The organism is Pseudoduganella plicata (assembly GCF_004421005.1).
Classification (GTDB): Bacteria; Pseudomonadota; Gammaproteobacteria; order Burkholderiales; family Burkholderiaceae_D; genus Rugamonas; species Rugamonas plicata.
Map to the genome: position 1 here is coordinate 4,003,476 of NZ_CP038026.1, position 22,503 is coordinate 4,025,978.

The 22,503-nt window shown below is 61.0% G+C and carries 16 protein-coding genes and 1 pseudogene; 13 read left to right on the top strand and 4 right to left on the bottom strand.

Annotated features, from left to right (window positions below; translation table 11 throughout):
* The first annotated feature begins 63 nt into the window (after positions 1 to 63).
* The 9 genes and pseudogenes from mnmE to E1742_RS26240 all read left to right on the top strand — a co-directional run bounded on the left by mnmE (position 64) and on the right by E1742_RS26240 (position 12,013).
* Positions 64 to 1,437: pseudogene (mnmE, locus tag E1742_RS17535) on the top strand (tRNA uridine-5-carboxymethylaminomethyl(34) synthesis GTPase MnmE).
* 358 nt (positions 1,438 to 1,795) lie between these two features.
* Positions 1,796 to 2,857 (top strand): class I SAM-dependent DNA methyltransferase, encoded by a 1,062-nt coding sequence (locus tag E1742_RS17540; RefSeq protein ID WP_259772407.1) that lies wholly within the window; start codon positions 1,796 to 1,798, stop codon positions 2,855 to 2,857.
* Entirely contained in the window at positions 2,833 to 3,372 is a 540-nt protein-coding gene (locus E1742_RS27085; protein WP_259772408.1) for an N-6 DNA methylase, read from the top strand. The genes E1742_RS17540 and E1742_RS27085 overlap by 25 nt, the downstream gene beginning before the upstream one ends.
* Before the next feature lie 58 nt (positions 3,373 to 3,430).
* On the top strand, positions 3,431 to 4,423 hold the full coding sequence (locus E1742_RS17545; RefSeq protein WP_259772409.1) for a type I restriction-modification system subunit M: 993 nt from the start codon (positions 3,431 to 3,433) through the stop codon (positions 4,421 to 4,423).
* Positions 4,330 to 4,896 carry an N-6 DNA methylase gene (locus E1742_RS27090; protein ID WP_259772453.1) on the top strand — a complete coding sequence of 189 codons (567 nt, stop codon included), beginning with the start codon at positions 4,330 to 4,332 and terminating at the stop codon, positions 4,894 to 4,896. The genes E1742_RS17545 and E1742_RS27090 overlap by 94 nt, the downstream gene beginning before the upstream one ends.
* The gene (locus E1742_RS26235) at positions 4,886 to 6,031 is read left to right on the top strand and encodes a restriction endonuclease subunit S (RefSeq protein WP_166793515.1); all 1,146 of its coding nucleotides are present in this window, start codon (positions 4,886 to 4,888) and stop codon (positions 6,029 to 6,031) included. The genes E1742_RS27090 and E1742_RS26235 overlap by 11 nt, the downstream gene beginning before the upstream one ends.
* Before the next feature lie 2 nt (positions 6,032 to 6,033).
* Positions 6,034 to 9,018, top strand: a complete 2,985-nt coding sequence (locus tag E1742_RS17555; protein ID WP_134386257.1) for a type I restriction endonuclease subunit R — start codon at positions 6,034 to 6,036, stop codon at positions 9,016 to 9,018.
* Between the two features lie 479 nt (positions 9,019 to 9,497).
* Positions 9,498 to 11,252, top strand: a complete 1,755-nt coding sequence (locus E1742_RS17560; RefSeq protein WP_134386258.1) for an ATP-binding protein — start codon at positions 9,498 to 9,500, stop codon at positions 11,250 to 11,252.
* 422 nt (positions 11,253 to 11,674) lie between these two features.
* A complete protein-coding gene (locus E1742_RS26240; RefSeq protein ID WP_166793516.1) occupies positions 11,675 to 12,013 on the top strand; it encodes a hypothetical protein in 339 nt (112 codons plus the stop codon).
* A gap of 109 nt (positions 12,014 to 12,122) precedes the next feature.
* Here E1742_RS26240 and E1742_RS17570 read toward each other — a convergent pair whose 3' ends face one another.
* Positions 12,123 to 12,719 carry an Hpt domain-containing protein gene (locus tag E1742_RS17570; RefSeq protein ID WP_134386260.1) on the bottom strand — a complete coding sequence of 199 codons (597 nt, stop codon included), beginning with the start codon at positions 12,717 to 12,719 and terminating at the stop codon, positions 12,123 to 12,125.
* On the bottom strand, positions 12,719 to 13,672 hold the full coding sequence (locus E1742_RS17575) for a CAP domain-containing protein (protein WP_134386261.1): 954 nt from the start codon (positions 13,670 to 13,672) through the stop codon (positions 12,719 to 12,721). The genes E1742_RS17570 and E1742_RS17575 overlap by 1 nt, the downstream gene beginning before the upstream one ends.
* A 200-nt stretch (positions 13,673 to 13,872) precedes the next feature.
* Between E1742_RS17575 and pssA the strand changes: the two genes are divergently transcribed.
* Complete coding sequence (gene pssA / locus E1742_RS17580) at positions 13,873 to 14,628, top strand: CDP-diacylglycerol--serine O-phosphatidyltransferase (protein ID WP_134388223.1); 756 nt, start codon at positions 13,873 to 13,875, stop codon at positions 14,626 to 14,628.
* A gap of 18 nt (positions 14,629 to 14,646) precedes the next feature.
* Here pssA and E1742_RS17585 read toward each other — a convergent pair whose 3' ends face one another.
* Both E1742_RS17585 and E1742_RS17590 read right to left on the bottom strand, forming a co-directional pair.
* Complete coding sequence (locus E1742_RS17585; RefSeq protein ID WP_134386262.1) at positions 14,647 to 15,561, bottom strand: aldo/keto reductase; 915 nt, start codon at positions 15,559 to 15,561, stop codon at positions 14,647 to 14,649.
* Positions 15,562 to 15,721: 160 nt separating this feature from the next.
* Complete coding sequence (locus tag E1742_RS17590; protein ID WP_134386263.1) at positions 15,722 to 18,202, bottom strand: TonB-dependent receptor; 2,481 nt, start codon at positions 18,200 to 18,202, stop codon at positions 15,722 to 15,724.
* 226 nt (positions 18,203 to 18,428) lie between these two features.
* Here E1742_RS17590 and E1742_RS17595 point away from each other — a divergent pair, with 226 nt between their 5' ends.
* From E1742_RS17595 to pgmB, 3 genes are all read left to right on the top strand, one after another.
* On the top strand, positions 18,429 to 19,424 hold the full coding sequence (locus tag E1742_RS17595; protein ID WP_134386264.1) for a LacI family DNA-binding transcriptional regulator: 996 nt from the start codon (positions 18,429 to 18,431) through the stop codon (positions 19,422 to 19,424).
* Between the two features lie 97 nt (positions 19,425 to 19,521).
* Positions 19,522 to 21,849 carry a glycoside hydrolase family 65 protein gene (locus E1742_RS17600; RefSeq protein WP_134386265.1) on the top strand — a complete coding sequence of 776 codons (2,328 nt, stop codon included), beginning with the start codon at positions 19,522 to 19,524 and terminating at the stop codon, positions 21,847 to 21,849.
* Positions 21,846 to 22,490, top strand: coding sequence for a beta-phosphoglucomutase (gene pgmB / locus E1742_RS17605; protein ID WP_134386266.1), 645 nt, complete (start codon positions 21,846 to 21,848; stop codon positions 22,488 to 22,490). Before E1742_RS17600 ends, pgmB begins: the two co-directional genes overlap by 4 nt.
* Positions 22,491 to 22,503 lie beyond the last annotated feature (13 nt).

Consider the following 22,503-nt stretch of genomic DNA (forward strand, 5'->3'; position numbering starts at 1 on the left):
CCTAGGCGCAACCAGCCAAACCCGTGCATCGCACGGGTTTTTTTATTCCATTAAAATTCGTTCATGAACCTCGATACCTCCCCATCGCCGCCATCGCCACCGCCCGGGACGCGGCGGCATCGGCGTCGTGCGCGCCTCCGGCAAAAACCTGCAGGGACTGGCGCAGGCGCTGTTCGGCGTCGCCCTCAAGCCCCGCCACGCCACGTTCATCCCGTTCAAGCAGGCCGACGGCACCTTGATCGACGAAGGGATCGCCCTGTACTTCAAGGGCCCGCACTCGTACACGGGCGAGGACGTCATCGAGCTGCAGGGCCACGGCGGCCCCGTCGTGCTGCAGATGCTGCTGCAGCGCGTGCTGGAGGCGGGGCAGGAGTTCAGTGTGCGCCTGGCCGAGCCGGGCGAATTCACGCGCCGCGCGTACATGAACGACAAGCTCGATCTGGCCCAGGCCGAAGCGGTGGCCGACCTGATCGACGCATCGACGGAGGCAGCGGCGAAATCGGCGACGCAATCGCTGTCCGGCGCGTTCTCGAAAACCATCCACGCGCTGGTCGAACGCGTAACGCATCTGCGCATGCTGGTCGAGGCGACGCTCGACTTCCCGGAAGAGGAAATCGACTTCCTCGAAAAATCGGACGCGCGCGGCCAGCTGAAAGGGATCGTCGAGGCGCTGGACGCGGTGTTCCGCCAGGCGTCGCAAGGCGCGCTGCTGCGCGAAGGGTTGAATGTCGTGCTGGTGGGGCAGCCGAATGTGGGCAAGTCGTCGCTGCTCAATGCACTGGCCGGGGCGGACGTCGCCATCGTCACGCCCATCGCGGGCACCACGCGCGACAAGGTGACGGAAACGATCCAGATCGAAGGCATCCCGCTGAACATCATCGACACGGCCGGCATCCGCGGGCATGACGAGGCGGTCGACGTCGTAGAACGCATCGGCATCGAGCGCACCTGGGGGAGGTTGGCAAGGCGGACGTGATCCTGCACATGCTGGACGCGAACCACGGCCCCACGCGCGCGGACGAATCGATCCTGGCCGGCTTTCCGGCGGGCGTGCCGGTGCTGCGCATCTGGAACAAGATCGACCTGTCGGGACACAAGCCGTCGATCGACGCGTCGGTGGATGCGACGCACATCTACCTGTCCGCGCACCAACACGAAGGCATCGACCTGCTGCGCGCTGAACTGCTGCGCATCGCCGGCTGGCAGCAGACGGGCGAATCGCTGTACCTGGCGCGCGAACGCCACCTCGTCGCGCTGAAAAACGCGGCGCGCCACCTGGACCACGCCACTGCCCACGCCGCGCAGACGGATCAGTCGCTGGACCTGTTCGCCGAGGAGCTGCGGCTGGCGCAGACGCAGCTTTCCACGATTACCGGCGCGTTTTCTTCCGATGATTTGCTGGGGGTGATTTTCAGCCGGTTTTGTATTGGAAAATAGTAGGTCGGCAAGTAATGCCCGGATGAAGCCGCACGACAGTGTCTACCCCAACAGTCTACTAGGCTTTCACCTACATGACGAAGATATCGTGCCGGCTCCAGCTCTGCGCACTACTGCGCTTGGAATCACGAATTTGTTACTACTGCCGACCTATGGCTACTACGATGAGGAAGTACTACCGTGCTGCAATGCCCGCGCCTAGCCTTGACCACGTCAATGTTTAGACACTCGAGCGTCACTATGGCGCAACCACGCTAGTCTGCGAGCTAGTGGATGCGCTGTTTTTGGTCGCCGACCTCGGAATAGCCTGGCCATTTGATATATGATGCCATACTGAAATTCTACGCGGCGATGAATCATGTATCGAACCTATCAAAAAGATTTGCTGGACGAAAGCCTGCAAGTTCCGGAGCAAAAAATTTCAGGGCAAGAAAGGCAAGCAAGCGACCAAAAAACCACATTGGATCAGCTAGAAAGTCACTTATGGGAATCCGCCAACATTTTACGCGGTCCAGTGGATGCGGCTGACTTCAAGACGTACATCTTTCCCTTGCTGTTCTTTAAACGCATCTGCGACGTGTGGGACGAGGAATACCAGGAGATCGTCGATGACACTGGCGATGAACAACTGGCCTGGTTCCCAGAGTCGCACCGCTTCCAGGTCCCAGACGACTGCCATTGGAACGATGTACGCAGCAAGGCCATCAACGTCGGTGCTGCCTTGCAGCGTGCCATGCGCGAGATCGAGAAAGCCAACCCGGAAAGCCTTTACGGTGTTTTCGGTGATGCGCAGTGGTCGAACAAGGACCGCCTGTCGGATGAGCTGCTCAAAGACTTGATCGAACATTTCTCTAAGCTGCCGTTCGGCAACAAGAACGTCGATTCGGACCTGCTCGGCGACGCCTACGAGTACCTGATCAAGAAGTTTGCCGACGCCACGAACAAGAAGGCTGGCGAGTTCTACACCCCACGCAGTGTGGTGCGGCTGATGATCGACATGCTCGACCCGAGAGAAGCCGAGACCATCTATGATCCGGCTTGCGGGACCGGCGGCATGTTGCTGGCCGCGGTGCAGCACGTCAAGGAGATGCACGGCGATGTAAAGCGCCTATGGGGCAAGTTGTACGGACAGGAAAAGAACCTTACGACCTCCGCCATCGCTCGGATGAACTTGTTCCTGCATGGGATTGAGGATTTTCAGGTAGTGCGCGGCGACACGTTGCGCAACCCGGCGTTCTTCGAAGGCGACGGGCTGGCCACCTTCGACTGCGTGATCGCGAATCCGCCGTTCTCGCTCGAAAAGTGGGGCGAGGAGCAGTGGCTGAACGATCCATTTGGCCGCAACTTTGCAGGTCTGCCCCATCATCGAGCGGTGACTTCGCGTGGGTGCAGCACATGGTCAAATCGATGGCCGACGTGACGGGCCGGATGGCTGTCGTGCTGCCTCAAGGCGCGCTGTTCCGCAAGGGGACGGAAGGCAGCATTCGTCAGACATTGCTCGAAATGGACCTGATCGAGGCCGTGATCGGGCTTGCACCCAACCTGTTCTACGGCACAGGCCTTGCTGCCTGTATCCTTGTCCTACGCAAGCGCAAGCCGGCACGGCACAAGAAGAAGGTCCTGATCGCCGATGCCTCACGCCTGTTCCGCCGCGGTCGCGCACAAAACTATCTCGAGCCCGAGCATGCGGCGAGCATCCTCGGTTGGTATCGCGGCTTCGCCAATGTGCAGGACGCGGTCCGGGTAGTGACCCTCGATGAGATCAAAGCCGAAGATTGGACGCTGAACATCTCGCGCTACGTGCTGCCGCCGCTGCAAGGCGACATTCCGCCGCTGACTGCCGCCATCGCGGCGTTCAAGGACGCGCTCACTCGTTGTCGCGATGCCGAAGCGCGACTTGAGCAGGTCATGACTGAAGGGGGATGGCTGCAATGAGTCACCCAAGCAAACGCATTAGTCAGCAAGAGCTGGAAAGCTATCTCTGGGGGCTGCCGTGCTGCTGCGCGGCCTCATCGACGCGGGTGACTACAAGCAGTTCATTTTCCCGCTGCTGTTCTACAAGCGCGTCTCGGACGTATGGGAAGAGGAATATCGGGCGGCGCTGGCCAGCTCGAATGGTGACCTCTCTTATGCGCAGTTCGCTGAGAATCACCGCTTCCAGATCCCCGAAGGCGCGCATTGGAACGACGTGCGTCAGACACCCAAGAATGTCGGCGCTGCCATCCAGAAGGCGATGCGCGCCATCGAAACGGCGAACCCGGATCTGCTCGACGCTATCTTCGGCGATGCACCTTGGACAAACCGTGAGCGCTTGCCCGACGAAACGTTGAAGAACCTCATCGAGCACTTCTCGACGCAGACGCTGTCCGTGGCGAACGTGCCTGAGGACGAGCTCGGCAACGCTTACGAGTATCTGATCAAGAAGTTTGCGGACGATTCGGGGCATACGGCGGCCGAGTTCTACACTAACCGTACCGTCGTCCACCTAATGACGCAATTGCTGGCTCCCCAAGCCGGCGAGTCGATTTACGATCCTACCTGCGGCACCGGCGGCATGCTGATTTCGGCGCTAGACGAAGTAAAACGCTCCGGGGGCGAGTATCGCACGCTCAAGCTCTACGGGCAGGAGCGCAACCTCATTACGTCATCCATCGCCCGCATGAACTTGTTCCTGCACGGCGTCGAAGACTTTGAAATCATCCGGGGCGACACCTTGGCCGACCCCAAGCACATTGCGGGTGACCGCCTGCGTCAGTTCGACGTTATCCTGGCCAACCCGCCTTACTCCATCAAGCAGTGGGATCGTGTTGCGTGGAGCAGTGACAAATGGGGCCGCAATTTACTGGGCACCCCCCGCAGGGCCGGGCTGACTATGCGTTCCAACAGCACATCCTGGCAAGCCTCACGGCCAAGGGAAGGAGTGCCGCCCTCTGGCCCCACGGTGTCCTGTTCCGCAATGAAGAGCAGACAATGCGCGCCAAGATGATTGAGCAGGACTGGGTGGAGGCGGTCATCGGTCTCGGGCCGAATTTGTTCTACAACTCCCCGATGGAGTCGTGCATCGTAATCTGTAACCGCAAGAAGCCGGCTGCACGCAAGGGCAAGGTGATCTTTATCGACGGGGTGAATGAGGTGACCCGGGAGCGCGCGCAGAGCTTGCTCAAACGCAAACACCAGCAGCGCATCCTGACCGCCTACAAGACCTTTGAGGATGTGCCCGGTTTCGCCAAGGTCGCCACCCTTCCCGAGATCAGCGGGAATGCGGCCAACCTGTCGATTCCGCTGTACGTGAAGCGCATTGTCACTGCGCCCGCTACTGACAGGAATGGCGAAGCGGTATCGCTGCACTCTTCCTGGGAGCTGTGGCAGAACGACGGCCGCGCCTTCTGGCAGCAGATGGACGCGCTAGTGGAAACGCTGGATGGATTGATTAAGGAGGGCAACGAGCGTGTCTCATAACAACAAGCTGAAGCCAGGGTGGAAGGTGTGGCGCTTTGATCAAATGGCGACTAATGTCAATGCGCGCATCGACAACCCGTCCGAATCCGGCATGAAGCATTACGTTGGCCTTGAACATCTGGATGCCAATTCGCTGAAGATTCGCCGTTGGGGGACACCCAGCGATGTCGAAGCGACGAAGCTGATGTTCAAGACGGGCGACATCATTTTTGGGCGACGCCGAGCCTATCAGCGGAAGCTCGGTATCGCCGAGTTCGATGGCATCTGCTCGGCACATGCAATGGTGCTACGGGCGAAGCCTGATGTCGTGATTCCAGAATTCCTCCCGTTCTTCATGCAGAGCGATATCTTCATGAACCGCGCCGTGGAAATTTCCGTGGGTTCGCTGTCGCCTACGATTAACTGGAAAACGATGGCAGTGCAGGAGTTTGCATTGCCTCCAATTGATGATCAGCTTCGCATTGTAGGGTTGTTGCGGGAGATTGAAAGTAACTCTGACAATTTGATAGCCCTCGTGGAAAGATGCTCTTCGCTGATAGACGCTATTTTCCAGCACTACGTATGGAGTGACGAATCTCTTACTAAAGAACCGATCAGTCAGATTGCGGAGATAAACCCAAAGGTTTCTTCTCTCGCCGAAGATGATCCGTTTATTCCGATGGAGGCTGTCGATCCTTGGGCACAACTAATTGATCCATCCAAGATCGAAAAAAAAGGGCAAAGAGGTGGTGTTAAAGCGCAGGGTGGAGACCTTCTGATGGCACGAATTACGCCTTGCCTTGAAAATGGGAAGATTGCGCAGGTTCCCATTTCAATTAAGAAATGTGGTGGCTCGACAGAGTTCATTGTTTTTCGCGCAAAAGACGGAACGGACCAACAGTTCATCTATCACTTGATCACGTCACGAGTTTTCCATTCCCAAGCGGCTGGCACGATGTCGGGGTCGACCGGCCGCCAGCGAGCTTCGGCGACTGATGTTGGAAGGATTGTTGTTCCGATATTACCGCTGACAAAACAGATAGAAATCTGTGACCAGATAAAACAAATCAGCAAGATCAGGGAAGCCACTAACTCTCGGCTACTTGGGTTGAGCCAAATGAAGTTGGCTGTACTTATTGGAGCCGGGAGCGAATAGCCGTGTCATTTACAGAATCCAACACTGTCGAAGCCTACGTCCGCGACCTGCTTGCCGGCTCCGTTAAGGCTGTCCCTGCCAATACTTTTCAAGAAGCGCAAGCGAGCTATGGCCCCAGCCCTAAAGGCATTGGCTGGCGCTACGCAACACCCTCGGAAGTCCCGCGTCAGCCTCACGAAGTGCTGGTCTTTCCATGGCTCCGCGATGCGCTGATCCGCCTGAATCCGGAAATCACCGCTCAGCCCGACCTCGCCGAGGAAGTGCTCCACAAGCTGCGCGCCATCTTGCTGTCCGTGCGCGTGGATGGCCTGATCCGCGGCAACGAGGAAATGACAGCTTGGATGCGTGGTGAGCGCTCCATGCCGTTCGGCGAGAACAACGAGCATGTGCCCGTACGGCTGATCGACTTCGACGACTTGACGCAGAACCAGTACATAGTCACCCAGCAGTTCATCTTCCGCGCTGGTAAGGCCGAGCGTCGCGCGGATTTGGTGTTGCTGGTGAACGGCATGCCGCTAGTGCTGATCGAGGCCAAGACCCCGGTAAAGAAGTGCATCAGTTGGGTAGATGGCGCGGTGCAGGTACACGAAGACTACGAAAGATTCGTCCCCGAACTGTTCGTCTGCAATGTGTTTTCGGTGGCGACTGAGGGCAAGGCGTACCGTTACGGTTCCATCGGTCTGCCCGTTAAGGATTGGGGACCGTGGCATTTAGAGGACGGCGATGCGCAGCACCATCCGCTCAAGTCACTGAAGCTGTCGGCCGAGAGCATGCTACGGCCGAATGTGGTGCTGGATATCCTCGGCAGTTTCACGTTGTTCGCGACGGACAAGAAAAACCGCCGCATCAAGGTTATCTGCCGCTACCAGCAGTACGAAGCGGCCAACAAGCTGGTCGAGCGCGTGCTGGCGGGCTACCCCAAGAAGGGTCTGATCTGGCACTTCCAAGGTTCGGGCAAGTCGCTATTGATGGTATTTGCGGCGCAAAAGTTGCGCATGCACGCAGGGTTGAAGAATCCGACCGTTCTGATCGTGGTGGACCGGATCGACCTGGATACGCAGATCACCAGTGCCTTCACTGGAGCAGATATCCCCAATTTGGAAAAAGCCGACACGCGCGAGATGCTTCAGCAACTGCTGGCGCAGGATGCCCGAAAGATCATCATCACGACAATCTTCAAGTTCGGCGAGGTCACGGGTAGCTTAAACAACCGCAGCAATATCATCGTGCTGGTGGACGAAGCCCATCGCACGCAGGAAGGTGACCTGGGGCGCAAGATGCGCGAAGCCCTCCCCAATGCGTTCTTGTTCGGACTGACCGGCACGCCAATTAACCGAGCCGACCGCAACACCTTCTATGCCTTTGGTGCCGACGAGGACGAAAAGGGTTACATGAGCCGTTACAGCTTCGAAGAGTCGATCCGCGATGGCGCCACGCTGAAGCTCCATTTCGAACCGCGCCTCATCGATCTGCACATCGACAAGACCGCCCTTGATGCAGCCTACAAGGATTTAACAGGTGGCCTGTCGGACCTGGATAAAGACAACCTCGCCAAGACTGCTGCCAAGATGGCGGTGCTAGTGAAGACGCCTGAACGCATCCAGAAGGTGTGCGAGGACATTGTCAGCCACTTCCAAACCAAGGTGGAGCCGAACGGTTTCAAGGGACAGATCGTCGCCTTTGATCGTCAGTCGTGCCTGCTTTTCAAGGCGGAACTGGACAAGCTGTTGCCTCCGGAGGCATCGGATATCGTGATATCTGTGCAGGCAACCGATAAGAAGGAACATCCAGAGTACGTGCTGTATGACCGCTCACGCGACGCGGAAGAGCGGTTGCTGGACCGCTTCCGCGACCCGGCCGACCCGCTGAAGCTGATTATCGTTACCGCCAAACTGCTCACTGGTTTTGACGCACCGATCCTACAGGCGATGTACCTGGACAAGCCATTGCGTGACCACACGCTGCTGCAGGCGATCTGCCGGGTGAACCGCACATACTCCGAAGAGAAGACGCACGGCCTGATCGTTGACTACCTCGGCATCTTTGATGATGTGGCGGCGGCGCTCGAGTTTGACGACCAGAGCGTCAAGCAGGTGGTCAGCAACATTCAGGAACTGAAGGACAAACTGCCTGAGGCCATGCAAAAGTGCTTGGTATTTTTTACCGGCTCTGACCGCACCGTGCAAGGCTATGAAGGGCTGATCTCCGCTCAGCAGTGCTTGCCGAATAACGAGGTGCGCGATAACTTTGCCGCGGAATACAGCGTTCTCAACAGGATTTGGGAGGCGTTGTCACCAGACACAGTGCTGGGGCCCTTCGAGAAGGATTACAAGTGGCTGTCGCAGGTGTACCAGTCGGTACAACCCACTAGCGGCCACGGCAAATTGATCTGGCATTCGCTCGGCGCCAAAACCATTGAACTGATTCATCAGCACGTGCACGTCGATGCCGTGCGCGACGACCTCGATGCCTTGGTGCTAGATGCCGATTTGTTAGAAGCAGTGCTCTCGAATCCGGATCCGAAGAAAGCTAAGGAAATAGAGATCAAGCTCCAGCGCCGGCTCCGTGGGCATGGCGGCAATTCCAAGTTCAAGCAACTGTCGGAGCGGCTCGATGCACTGAAGGACCGCTTTGAGTCCGGGCAAATCAACAGCGTGGAATTCCTTAAACAGTTGCTGGAGATTGCCAAGGAAACCGTGGAGGCGGAGAAGGAAATCCCGCAAGAAGAGGACGAGAATCGCGGCAAGGCGGCGTTGACCGAGCTGTTCAACGAGGTCAGGACCGCTGATATGCCAATCATTGTTGAGCGAGTGGTCGTGGACATCGATGAGATCGTCCGCTTGGTGCGCTTCCCCGGTTGGCAGGGGACGCAGGCTGGTGAGCGTGAGGTGAAAAAGGCACTGCGCAAGGCCCTCTTCAAGTACAAGTTGCACGCGGACGAGGAGCTGTTCGAAAAAGCCTACAGCTATATCCGGCAGTATTACTAAAAGCTTTTGTCTACCGAAAATGCCACGGATTGCATTTTTACTTCGGGTGCCGCTGAAAGAACGGGATGAAAATTCATCATATTAGAAATTAGAGAGGATTTTGTGCTCGAACTCCACATGAGGAAACGGAGATTGTGCTAACCCTGTGGGCTTATTCGGGAAGAGGAACGCTACATACAGTGGCTCGCTGGCAAATGCCATGCGCTTCACGGGAATGACGCTGACAAGTTGTTGGTCCTGCGCGCTCTGGCGGAAACAGATTTTTACGGCCCAGTGGGGCCGGTTGCGGATAACTGTGCAGTACTCCATCTTGTACACGGTGAGGAACGAGGCATCGCGACTTCTAATGAGTTTTTGGATCCGGACTCGCACGCCTCAATCGATTAGAGGCCAACACTAGCGTATTCTTCTTCAGTGACTATCTTTTGGAAAAAGTTTATCGCTACGGATTCCGGCAATGAGTAACTGAGGGGAGGACTATGGCAGCAAAGACTGCACGCTTTCAAGTCGATTCAAGGTTGGCCCGACTGCTTAGCCAAGAGTATCCGTCAACGGAAAAGGCGCTCAAAGAACTGGTCGACAACGCCTGGGATGCGGATGCCGAGAACGTCTACATCTCGCTTCCAGCGCCGATGACCGATGCGCCCATCGTCATCTCAGACGATGGCTCCGGCATGACGCAGGCAGAGCTTGAATCGCACTACCTGGCTATTGCGAGGGACCGGCGCGACCATCGCGGCGAGAGGACGGCGGGCAAGCAACGGCTGGTCAAGGGGCGAAAGGGCATCGGCAAGTTTGCGGGTCTTATGGCAGCTGGCGAGATGACGCTAGAAACCCGTACGCGAGGAACGCTTAGTCGGTTCACATTGCGGATGAAAGATCTCGCTGGTGTTGAAGACATCGAGCACCTGCCTATTCAGATCGACACCGAGCCGTGCGACCCGGAATCGCACGGCACCACCATCACCTTGCATTCGCTCCATGGTGAGCTGGCGTTCCCAGACGCTGCCAGAATGCGGCAGGTTTTGATCTTCGAATACGGACGCGCGGCAGCCTTTGCCGTCTACGTCGACAAAAAATTACTGGGCGTCGATGACGTCGCCGGCACTTTCACGGACCAGACGTTGGACGTTACCGGCGTCGGCCCCATTCAGCTTAGATTTACCATTGCCAACGAGCGGTCGGCACAACGTCAGGCTGGCATCGTGTTGCGTGTGGATGGCAAAGTTGTGGGCAAGCCTTCTTTCTTTGGGCTTGATGAGCGCGAAGACTTTCCACAGAAGCTGAAGACCAAGCTGTACGGCGAAATCGAAGCCGATGGCCTTCGCGACCATGTGACAGCGGGTTGGGACAGCGTGATCGAGAACAGCAGCCTTTTGTTGGCTATCACGGAGCAAGTCCAGCCCATATTGATCGCTGCTTTCAGAGAGCGATATCGCAAAGAGATCCAACTTTCCCAAGCGCGGATCAACCGGTCTATCAATGACCGGCTCGCTGCTATGCCCGAGCACCGGCGCGAGTTCGCGAATAAGGCGGTGCGGCGCGTGCTGGAGCGCTTCTACGGCGACGAACCGGGCAAGCTGGAGCAGTACGTTCACGTACTGCTCGACGCGATTGAGCACGCCGAATACGGCGCAGTCTTGTCCCACATCCATGATGCGTCTCAAAAAGACGTGGTGGCCATCTCGGCGGCGCTGGACGAGTTCGGTATAGCCGACTTGGCCATGCTGGTCAGTCAGGCCAAAGCGCGCATGCAGTTCCTTGACGAGCTCGAAGCGCTCGCAAGGAATCCAGAGACACGTGAGGTCGAGATGCACAAGGCGATCGAGCGCAATCTGTGGATCTTGGGGACGACTTTCACGTTCTTCCGCTCTAATCAGACTCTCAAGCGCACGGTGGAGGAGGCGCTAGGGCGCAAGTACGACGGCGCCAAGGCTTCAGATCGCCCAGATTTGTTGCTGAACGAGGACCTGAATGGCACATGTTTACTTATAGAGTTCAAGCGCCCATCGCATGCACTGAACCACGATGACTACATCCAAGCCATCAGCTACCGGCACGAGTTGTCAAAGCATATGGCTAAACCCATCAGTGTCCTGTTGATGGGGGGACGTAGATCTCCAGACTTTCCGGTCGGGCAGCGTGAGGCAGAGGTCGAAGCATTTGCCTTTTTCGATGTCATTGCGTCGGCACGACGAGCAATTGACTGGCAGCTTTCGGTCAAACACTTCTGATTCGCTTTGAAATCCCGGCCCACGCAAACGGTCGAGCCACGCAATCCTATTGGCTAGGAAAATCCACCCCTCTTGCTCCAGGGAGCAATATGTTTCAATGTGCAATGGCGTTCGCCCGGCCTACATTGGCGACTGTCCGCGGCGCGGGACTTCAGGTAGCAACCGGTGGCGAACTGCGGCGCCATGTAGACAGAATTGAACAGTACAGCAGGGTATTACTAGCGCGCACTTACACTAGCGCCACCCACGCGCCAATGTTGCGGGAGTTGATCACGCACAGCGTCAATACATCAACTTGTAGCTTGTTGAGTGCGGCATTCGTCATCCGAAAACGCGCAGGATACCATCGCTGGCATCCCGCAACCCTATCGCCCAGCCGCTTCCGATTGTTAATTTTTTCGTCGGCGCCGGCGCTGTTGTGAATGCGCCAGAACGTGCGCCAGCGCACCAATCGGCGCCGATTGACCTGTTTTATTCCTGCTATTATTTATCGCGTAACCCGACCCGCCCATGGCTGCCGCCGTGTGGCGCCGCGGATGAAAGGCTGGCGGAGTTTGCTGCCGGATTTGATGCCGCTCATGCCCGAACACTTCCGCTGCAGTAATCTTGCTTACAGGCTTGAAGTGCATCCGAAAGGGGAACATCGTGGAACCGACTCAAGAAAATTTGTCCGACATCAGCGGCGCAGTCGTGCCGCCGATGCCGTCGCCGCCGAGAACGCGTCAGATGCTCCCACCGAAGGGATCGTGCTGGTACTGTGAAAAGCCGCTGGACAGTGTGCGGCGCTTCTGCGGCAAGGACTGCGCCGATTCGTTCGACGAAGAAGCCCAATACACCCGCTGAGCGCAGGACGGCGCGTGACGGCGGCGCTTATAACGCCGGCCGCAGCAGCTCCAGCGCGCGGTCGAAGTCGTAGTTGTCCACGGCGATCGCCACGTCGTCCCACAGCCGGGCGCCGATGGTTTCAGCCAGCAGCGGCGCATAGCGCGTCGCGAGATCGACGGCACTGCCGTTTCCTTCATCCAGCAATCGCGCCAGCTCCAGCAGCAATACCGTGCCGTCGCTCTGTTCCGGCGCGGCCGGCGCCTGTAACGGTGGCGGGTTGCGTTCCAGCTCCTCGGCGATGGCCGCCAGCAGCGCTTGCAAGGTTTCCTGCAGCGGTGGCAGCATGTGCTCGACCGGCTCGCCCCGTTCGGCAGCGGCTTCGGCGTTGCCCGCCAGCGTGTACAGCCGCGGCGCCGAGACGAGGCCCGCTGCGCCTTTCAGCGTGTGCAACGTGCGATGGGCGGCGTCGCGCTCGCCGGCGGCAAGCTGCGCGGCGGCTTCCTCCACCGACGTCGCATAGCCGGCAAAGCGGCGCAGCACATTGGCGTAGACCTGATGATCGCCCAGCAGTCGCGCCAGTCCCCGTTGCGGGTCCAGCAGCGGCAGCGACGCGATACCGGCCTGGTCGTTGGGCAATCCCATCAGCGTGTCGTAAAGGACCAGCTCCGCGTGACAGTGGTGCCGTCGACGGTGCCGTTGAAACTGACGTCATACGTCGTGCCGGCCGCGAGCCGCGCCAGCGGTACGATGGCGGCACCGGAGGCCGGCGTTTCCGGGTCGGCCGCCTTGCTCAGCAGGCGCGTCGGCAGGTCGGCGCCGCCGCGTGGGCGCACCGTAAATGAGTTGACGACGATGCGAGACGTGTTGTCCGCATGGACGCTGATCGGGTATCCGACTTCGTTCTGGTTCGGCACGGGGTCGGGCGACTCGGAGTCGCTCATGAAATTCACGGGGACGGCCGTCTGGTTGCTGGCGGGGTAGGTGACGATATTGGCGCGGCCGATGCCGGGGCCATAGCCGTTATTGGCGGCCATGTCGGCCGTGAAGTAGGTGTAGTTGTTGTTAGCGGTGGCCGCCCCCGTGCCCATCTCGCGGAACAGCGGCTCGAAGATGACGAAGCGGTGGTAGATGGCCGCGATCAGTTCTTCCGCATGATAGAAGCCGGAGCGGTCGCCCGCGGCCGAAATTACCTCGCCATACGCCCGCGTGCCGACCAGCGTATAGCCCGCAGTGGCCAGGCGGTCCTTCAGTTCCTGTCCCGTGTACCCGGGATTGCCGACTTTCTGGTCATGCGACACCGTGTTGTTGAGCCGCAGGTACGTCGAGTGACCAAGCGCCGCCTGGTCGATCTGCGCGTTGCGCGACAGCGTGGATAGTCCCACCTGGGCACGGCGGTAGTTGAACCATGCATAGCCATCGGTCGCCGTATCGCCGGTGGCCGTCGGTGCGCCGGGTTGCACCGGCACTGTCGTGGAAGGGGTGCTGGGGACGACGGCGCCGCTCGGGCTCGTGTCGTTGCCGCCGCCACAGGCGGACAGCAGTCCCGCCATCAGGAGGGCGGTGAGCCGTATGTTCCAGGGGTCGATTGCACGCATATTGTCAGCTCCGGCGACGCCGGTTCACTCCGGCCATGGGCCGATTTTAAGCCAAATCGGCATGACCCGGCTGTTCGTTCCGGCCGGTCGCTTGCGCTGCCGGGGCGACGCCGGCGTTACAATAGCCGCACATGACGATCAGGCATCGTTGCCGGAAACCCTACCCGACCAGACAATTGACTACCTCCCGCACCCGCCGCATGCAGCGCGCCAAATTCGCCTTACCCAGCTCGGTCACCCTGCTGTCGATCGCCTGCGGATTCGGCAGCATCGTCATCTCCGTGGACAACGCCCACGTGGGCTTCCCGCAGGATTACCGGCTGGCCGCGGCGCTGCTGGTGCTGGCGGGGATCTTCGACGCGCTGGACGGCTTCGTCGCCCGCGCCACCGGCACCAGTTCCGAATTCGGCGTGCAGCTCGATTCGATTGCGGACGTGATGAATTTCGGCTGCGCGCCTGCGATGCTGTTGTACTGCTACGGCTTCGTGCTGATGGGGCCTGCCGATCCGATGCTGCTGCGGGCCGGCGGCATTGCCGCGTTCTTCTTTGTCGCCTGCGGCGCGCTGCGGCTGGCGCGCTTCAACGTCAACGTCGGCCGGACCGACCCGAAGTATTTTGTCGGCATGCCGATCACCGCGGGCGCAGCGTGCGTCGCTGCGTTTGTCGTCGCGTGGCCGGAACCGGTGGACACTTCGCTGCACGGCTGGGCGGTCGTCGTGCTGCTGTTCGTCGTCGGCAGCCTGATGGTGTCGACGGTGCGCTTCCCCAGCTCGAAGCAGAAGAAAAGCACCGGCCTGCTGGTGCTCCTGGCCGTCAATATCGGCCTGCTGGTGTGGTTGCGGGCCTATTATTTCGTGCTGTTCTTCGTGGTGTACATCGCCGGCACGCTGGCGCTGAACCTGGCGTGGAAGCGGGGCTTCCGCAAGATTCCGCCGCCGGTCGTGTACGAGGACTGAGCACAGTCCCCGAAGGTTTCATGCGACTTCGTGACCTCGCGCGGCGCGCAGGATTTCAAACCACTGCTGGCGGCTGAGCGTAAAGCGGGTTGCTTCCACCGCTTCCGCGATCGCTTCGATGCGCCCGCTGCCGGTGAGCGGGATGGGAGCGCTGGGCAGCTGCATGATCCACGCGAAGACGACGCTGGCGAATGGCCGGCCCGTTTCAGCGGCAACCTGACGGATCTTTGCACGCAGCGGCGCGCCGGCGGCATCGTCGCCGAACAGGCGGCCGCCTGCCAGTGGCGACCAGATCATCGGCGCCACGCCCTTGTCCTGCAGGCCGTCGAACGTTTCGTCGAACATCGGCGCCAGGTGCAGCGGCGAGAATTCCACCTGATTGGTTGCCAGGGGAATGCGGCGGTGCAGGCATTCGAACTGGTGCCGCGTGAAGTTGGAGACGCCGAAGTGGCGCACCTTGCCAGCCGCGCGCAGCGCTTCGAACGTTTCGGCAATCTCGTCGAAATCCATCAGCGGATCGGGGCGGTGGATCAGCAGCAGGTCCAGGTGCGTGGTGCGCAACGCCTTGAGCGAGTTGTCCACGGAGGCCCGGATGTGCTCCGCCGTCGTGTCGTAGTGCTGGATCGTGTGCGCCGGCCGGGCGGTGGACTTCAGCTTGATGCCGCATTTGCTGACGATCTGCATGCGCTCGCGCAGCGACGGCTGCAGGGCCAGCGCCTCGCCGAACAGCGTCTCCACGCCATAGCCGCCATAGATGTCGGCGTGATCGAAGCTGGACACGCCCAGCTCCAGGCACTGTTCGATAAACGTCACGCGCTGCTGCGGCGCCATGCGCCACTCACCCATCCGCCACATGCCGGCCACGATGCGCGACAGCGCGAGGCCGTCTTCGGAGGTGCGTACGACAGGGCAAGGCGGGTGGACGGTGGTCATGGCGGTTGCTTTCCGTTCGATAGGGGAGCGTAAATTATAGTGCGAGGACCTGACCCCGCATAAAAAAAGCGGCCCGGGGGCCGCCAAAGGTGAGAACGGACGCGCCGCCTTGGATTTCCGCGCGCCTGGGACTGTTCTCGATGAAAAAGGTGACCGTTGTTTAGAAGCGGTACATGACCGAAGCTTCCCAGGTGCGGCCGAACAGCGGACGCGCATTGATCGGGCCCGTGCCACCCGTCGTCAGGCGCGAGTTGCCTTCCGTGAGACCCAGCTCGTTCGACAGGTTGGTGCCGTTGACGCGCAGCTCGATCTTCTCGCCCAGGCGGAACACGGCGCCCAGGTCCACGGTCTTGTATGACGGCAGGTACTGTTCGTTGAGCTGGTCGGCCCAGCGGTCGCCGATATATGTGTAGGTGCCGTAAAGTTTCAGCTCGTTGTCGCCCAGCGGGATGCGGTACGACGGCGTGAAGCGGTACTGCAGCTGCGGCTGGCGCTGGACGTCCTTGCCGGCCGTGCGCGGGTTGTCCTTGTATTCGGAGTCCTGCCAGTTCCCGGTCAGCGTCAGGGTCAGGTCACGGAGCGGGCGCAGCGCCAGTTCGAATTCCACGCCCTTGCCCTTCGAGCCGCTGGTGGAATACAGCACGGTGCCGTCGGCCAGCAACTGCTGGAACGAGATGCCGTCGAACTTCGTCTGGAAGTAGTTGATGTAGGCACTGTACAGCTGCGTGGCCGTCTTGAAGCCCACTTCGAACTGCTGGATTTTCGGCGTCGGCAGGAAGTCGCGGTTGTTCACCTGGGCCTGCGTGCCGGCGTTGCGCAGGTCGTCGAACGCGACGAACGTGTGGCCCGTGTTGGCGCGGGCGAAGATGCTGGCGTCGCGGGCCAGCTTGTAGTTGCCGCCGATGGTGAACGAGTTGGCGGAGTCGGTACGCGTCAGCGCCGTGTTGGAACCCGTCGGCATCGACGTGCCGTTGTTGTAGACCGTCAGCGGATTGTTGTCCGTGTCGCCCGTCGTCAGGTTCGAGACGGTGGCATCGAGCTTCTGGCGTTCGCGGCGGATGCCGCCATCGATCTTGATACGTTCGTTGATCTTCCATTCGTTGGCGATGAACAGGGCCGTATTGCTGCCGTCGTACGACGCAACGGGCGCATAGTTGACGGGGCCTTCCTTGCCCCCGTTCGAGACGATCACGCCGTTATTCAGCCGCACGTCGATCAGGCGGGCGTTCGGCACGGCTGTCATCAGGTGGCTGTTACCCAGGTACCAGACGTCGTCCGACGAATAATTGGCGAAGTAGCCGCCGATCGTCACCGTATTGTCCTTCATCCATTCGCGGCTGACGCGGATCTCGTCCGTGAACGACTGCAGCTGCTTTTCGACGGCCCACAGGCCGGCCTGCACCACCTGCTGGCTGTCCGATACGGGCGAGCCGTCCAGGTAGGTGGCGGTGGCGCGCGTGCCGCCATGGGTTGCCAGCGCTGTCGCGTTGTAGGCGCCCATCGCCAGCGGGTTATTCCCCGTGAACATGGCGATGGTATTCAGGTCGCCATCGAAGTAATTGAACTTGTTCGACACGTTCCAGCCCGAGACGGTCTGCGCGAAGTCGACGCCAAGGACGGTCGCCTTCAGCCCGCGGCCATCGCCCAGGTCGTAGTTCAGCGTGCGGCCCGGGCCCGCTTCCACGGTAAAGCGGCGCATTTCACCGCTCATCAGGGTGCCCGTCAGCGGATCGAAACCGGGGAATTCGCCGATCGTGCGGCCTTCGTTCGACGAGATCAATGGCACGCCCGTGTAGAACGCGTTCTTGTCGTCGGTGCGGCGCGCATAGAACGTCACTTCGCCGCCATCGAGCTTGCGCGTCAAGGTGGCCGTGAGCTGGCCGCCCTTGTCGGCCGGGAAGCCGGCATCGCGCACGCCGTTGGTGTTGCGATAGAAGCCGCCCACCGTGCCATACCAGTCGCCCGCGATTTTGCCGCCGTAGAAGAGGTCGACGCGACGCAGCTCGCCCGTGCCCGTCGAGAAGCGGATCGAGCCTTCCGGCGTATCCGTCCCTTTTTTGAGGATGAAGTTCATCGTGGCGCCAGGCTGGCCGTTCGAGAAAATCGTGCTCGGACCGCCGCGCAGCACCTCGACGCGCTCGATGGTGTCGTCCAGCCGGAAGGCCGACGAGCCTTCGAAGAACGACAGCGTCGGCACCGGGTAGATCGGATTGCCCATCATCTGCACGGAGACGAACGGGGAATCGGAGCCGGACGGGAAGCCGCGCACCTCAATGTTCGCGCCGGACTGGCCGCCCGTCGCTTCAGCGTAGACGCCCGGTACCAGCTTCAGGATGTCGGCCGTGCTGCTGGGCGCTGCCTGTTTCAGCTGTTCTTCGGTGGCTGTCGTGATGGAGAACGCGGAATCGAGCTTGCGCACGCCGCCGGACGTGGCAACGCCCGTCACGACCACCTGCTGGAGTTCGGTCTGGACGGCGTCGGCGCGGGTGGCGCCTGTCTGGCCGACGCCGCTGGCACCGCTTGTGTCCGCAGGTTGGGCTTGTGCTGCCGGCGCGGCGTCGGTCTGGGCGTGAGCCTGGCTTGCCAACGTCAGTATGGCCAGCGAGATGGACGAGTGCAGGAACGTACGAGGCATTCTCATGGGATGGGCTTTCTTTTGTAGGATTGTCGTCTCCGGGACAATTGACAGCCCTGTGAGGCCGCCGTTCCCGCTGCTTTCAAGCGTTGTGAAGCAGATGTGGCTGCCATTGAAACAACAAATGATATCGATGTCAATCGAAATGTTATCGATGTCATTTCGCGTGACAGCATTGCCGAATCTGTCATAATGCCTCCAGATTTTTCCACCCACCCGTTCCGAGCAACCCATGGCACCACCAAAACCCGTCGACTCCGGCCTCACAATGGAAGATCTGGCCAGAGTGGCGGGCGTGTCGAAGATCACGGTCTCCCGGGCGTTGCGCAACAGCCCCCTGGTGACCGAGGCGACGCGGGAAAAGATCCGCAAAATAGCCGAAGAGCAGGGCTATCGGCTCAATGTCAGCGCTCGCAACCTGCGCATGGGCCGGTCGTATTCCGTGGCGGTTGTGGTGGAAATGACACCGGCGAAGGGCCGGCCGATGTCCGACCCGTACCCGCTCGAGCTGTTGGGCGGCATCACGCAGGAGCTGACAACGGCCGGCTACAGCGTCGTGCTGACGTCCAAGCAGTTGCTCGACACGGCGCCCGTGCAAGGGGCCGACGGCCTGATTCTGCTGGGCCAGGGCTCGCACGGCGCGGCCGTGACGACGTTGAAGAAGACCGGCCTGCCCCTTGTCGTCTGGGGTGCGCCGGAGCCGGGTTCGGACACGATCGTCGTCGGCAGCGACAACCGCAAGGGCGGGGCCAGCGCGGCGCAGCGGTTCCTGGAGCAGGGGCGCACGAAGCTGGTGTTCCTGGGCGACGTCGATCACGCCGAGGTGCAGGAGCGCTGCGCCGGCTTTATCGACGCGCTGGGCGGGCGCGGCACGGTGCACATCATGCGGCCCAAGGCGTTCACGTTCGAAGCCGGCTTCGACTGCATCACCGCGCTGCTGAAAAAGAAGGGACAGCTGTTCGATGGCGTATTCGCCGCCAGCGACCTGCTGGCCATGGGCGCGATCCGAGCGCTGGCCGAAAAGAACCTGCGCGTGCCGGAGGCGGTCTCCGTCATCGGCTACGACGACACGCCTGGCGCGGCCAGCTTTGTTCCGCCGCTGACCAGCGTGCATCAGTATCTGCGCGATGGCGGCGTGCTGTTGGCGCGCAAGATGCTCGATCTGATGAATGGCGAGGCGGTGACTTCCGAGGTGCTGCCGACGATGCTGATGGTGCGGCAGACGTAGCGGAAAATTCAGGGTAACCAACATCGGGGGTAAGCAACCCCCACTTCTTTAACCTGGTTTCCAAACCGGTTTGGAAACGTAATCAACGAGGAAATCCGTGTCCGAAAACTCTTCCCTCAGATGCGCGGCCGATCCGTGGCGCCTGCGTGAAACGGCGCCCGACACCGCGGCGCACTTCCTGAACGAGACGCTGTTCGCGCTCGGTAACGGCTACATCGGCGTGCGCGGCACGGGCGAGGAGGGCTACAGCGGTCCCGCCGGCACGTCGATGGACGGCACTTACCTGAACGGCTTCTACGAGTCCGAGCCGATCCAGTACCCGGAGACGGCCTACGCGCTGGCGAAAACCAATCAGTTCATGCTTAACGTGCCGAACGCGAAGGGCATTGCCGTGTACCTGGAGGACGAGCGCTTCGATCCGCTGCAGGGCACCGTGGAAGCCTACGAGCGCACGCTGGACCTGCGCACGGGCATCCTCGAACGCACGCTGCGCTGGACGTCGCCGTCGGGCCGCATCGTCGACTACCGCAGCAGGCGCCTGGTCTCGTTCGACAACAAGCACCTGCTGGCGCTGCATGTGCAGGTCACGCCGGTGAATTTCGCGGGTACGGTGCGCATCGTCGCGACACTGGACGGCGCCGTCAAAAACCTGGAAGCGGGCGACGACCCTCGCGTAGGCTCGGCCATCTCCGGCCCGACCCTGGCGCTGCTGTCGGCCGAACACGACGAGCGCTTCGCCGCGCTGGTGCAGCGTACCCACAACAGCGGCTTCCACTTGGTCAGCGCCACGTCCACGCACGTCGGCACTGCGCACGATGCTACGTCTGCGCAGGACGGGCCGCGGCTGGTGCAGACATACACGGTGCCAGCCGCGCCGGGCCAGCCGATCCACGTCACCAAATACGCCAGTTACCACTCGTCGCGCGACTATCCGGAAGGCGAACTGCTGGAACGCAGCCGCGCGGTGCTGGCACAGGCGGCAAACAAAGGCTTCGATGCGCTGGCGCAGCGCCAGGCCGACTACCTGGCCGACTTCTGGGCACAGGCGGACGTGCAGATCGACGGCGACGACGCGCTGCAACAGGGCATCCGCTTCAACGCCTACCACCTGCTGCAGTCGGTGGGCCGCGACGGCAAGACCAATATCGCTGCCAAGGGCGTGACGGGCGAGGGCTATGAAGGCCATTATTTCTGGGACACGGAGATCTACATCTTCCCCTACTTCCTGTACAACAAACCGGAAATCGCCCGCAAGCTGCTGGATTACCGCTGGGCGGGGCTGGCGTCGGCGCGGCGCCGCGCGCGGCAGATGTCGCACGAGCGCGGCGCCCTGTACCCGTGGCGCACCATCGCGGGCGAAGAGTGCTCGGCCTACTTTCCGGCCGGGACGGCGCAGTACCACATCAACGCGGACATCGCCTATTCCATCAAGCAGTACTGGGATGTGACGGGCGACATCGACTGGCTGCGCGCCAGCGGTGCGGAAATCGTCATGGAGACGGCGCGCATCTGGACGGGCATCGGCAGCTGGGATCGCAAGGGCCGTTTCGTCATCAACGAAGTGACGGGGCCGGACGAATACACGGCGCTCGTCAACAACAACTACTACACCAATGCGATGGCGCAGCAGCACCTGCGCTTCGCCGCCACGGTGGCCGACAAGCTGGCCACCGAGTACCCGGCCGATCACGCCCGCATCGCCGCCGCGATGGCGCTGGCGCAGGACGAACCGGCCGAGTGGCGCCGCGCCGCCGATGCGATGTACCTGCCGTACGACGCGGAGCTGGGTATCCACGAGCAGGATGACAGCTTCCTGTCGAAGAAGCGCTGGGACTTCGACAGCACGCCGCCGGACAAGTATCCGCTGCTGCTCAACTACCACCCGATGGTGATCTACCGCCACCAGGTGTGCAAGCAGGCGGACGTCGTGCTGGCGTTGCTGCTGCTGTCCGACCGCTTCACGCTGGAGGATAAGCGGCGCGACTTCGACTACTACGAGGCCGTGACCACGCACGACTCGTCGCTGTCGTCCTGCATCTACTCGATCATCGCGGCCGAAGTGGGTTACCAGGACAAGGCGTACGACTACTTCATGGAGACGGCGCGCATGGACCTGGACGACACCCATGGCAATACGCGCTACGGCGTGCACACGGCGGCGATGGCCGGCACGTGGCTGGGCGTGGCGTACGGCTTCGGCGGCATGCGTGTCGCCGATGGCGACGTGCGCTTCGCGCCGACGTTGCCGGCGCAGTGGCGCAGCTACCGTTTTCATATCCACCTGCACGGCTGCCTGCTGCGCGTGGCCGTCGATGCACGCGGCACCACGTACACGCTGCTGCGCGGCGATGCGCTGCGCTTCCACCACCGCGACAAACCGGTCGTCATCACGCAGCAGAACGCCACACACACGGAGGCACCATGAAACAGGCAGTCATCTTCGACCTGGACGGCGTCATCACCGACACCGCCCGCTACCACTACCTGGCCTGGAAACGGCTGGCCGAATCGCAGGGCGTGCACTTCGACGAAGCGTTCAACGAACACCTAAAGGGCATTGACCGGATGGGTTCTCTCGACCTGATCCTGGCATCCTCCACGCGCGTCTACACGCCGGCCGAAAAGCTGGCCCTGGCGACGGAGAAGAATGAGCACTACAAGGAGCTGATCGCATTGATGACACCAGGCGACCTGCTGCCCGGCGCCGTGCAGGCGCTGGACGATTGCGGCACCGCCGGCCTGAAGATCGGCCTGGCCTCCGTCAGCCGCAACGCCTTCACGGTGCTGGACCGGCTGGGCATCACCGACAAATTCGACTACGTCGTCGACGCGCGCACGATCGCGCGTGGCAAGCCGGACCCCGAGATCTTCCTGGCTGCCGCCACGGCATTGGGCGTGGCACCGGCGCACTGTTTCGGCGTGGAGGATGCCGTGGCGGGCGTAGCGTCGATCAAATCGGCGGGGATGTATGCGGTGGGTGTCGGCGACCCGCACACGCTGCGACAGGCCGATGTCGTGATACCGAGCCTGGCGCAGTTCAGGCTGGGCGACTACCTGGCGGCATAAAAAACAATTGGAG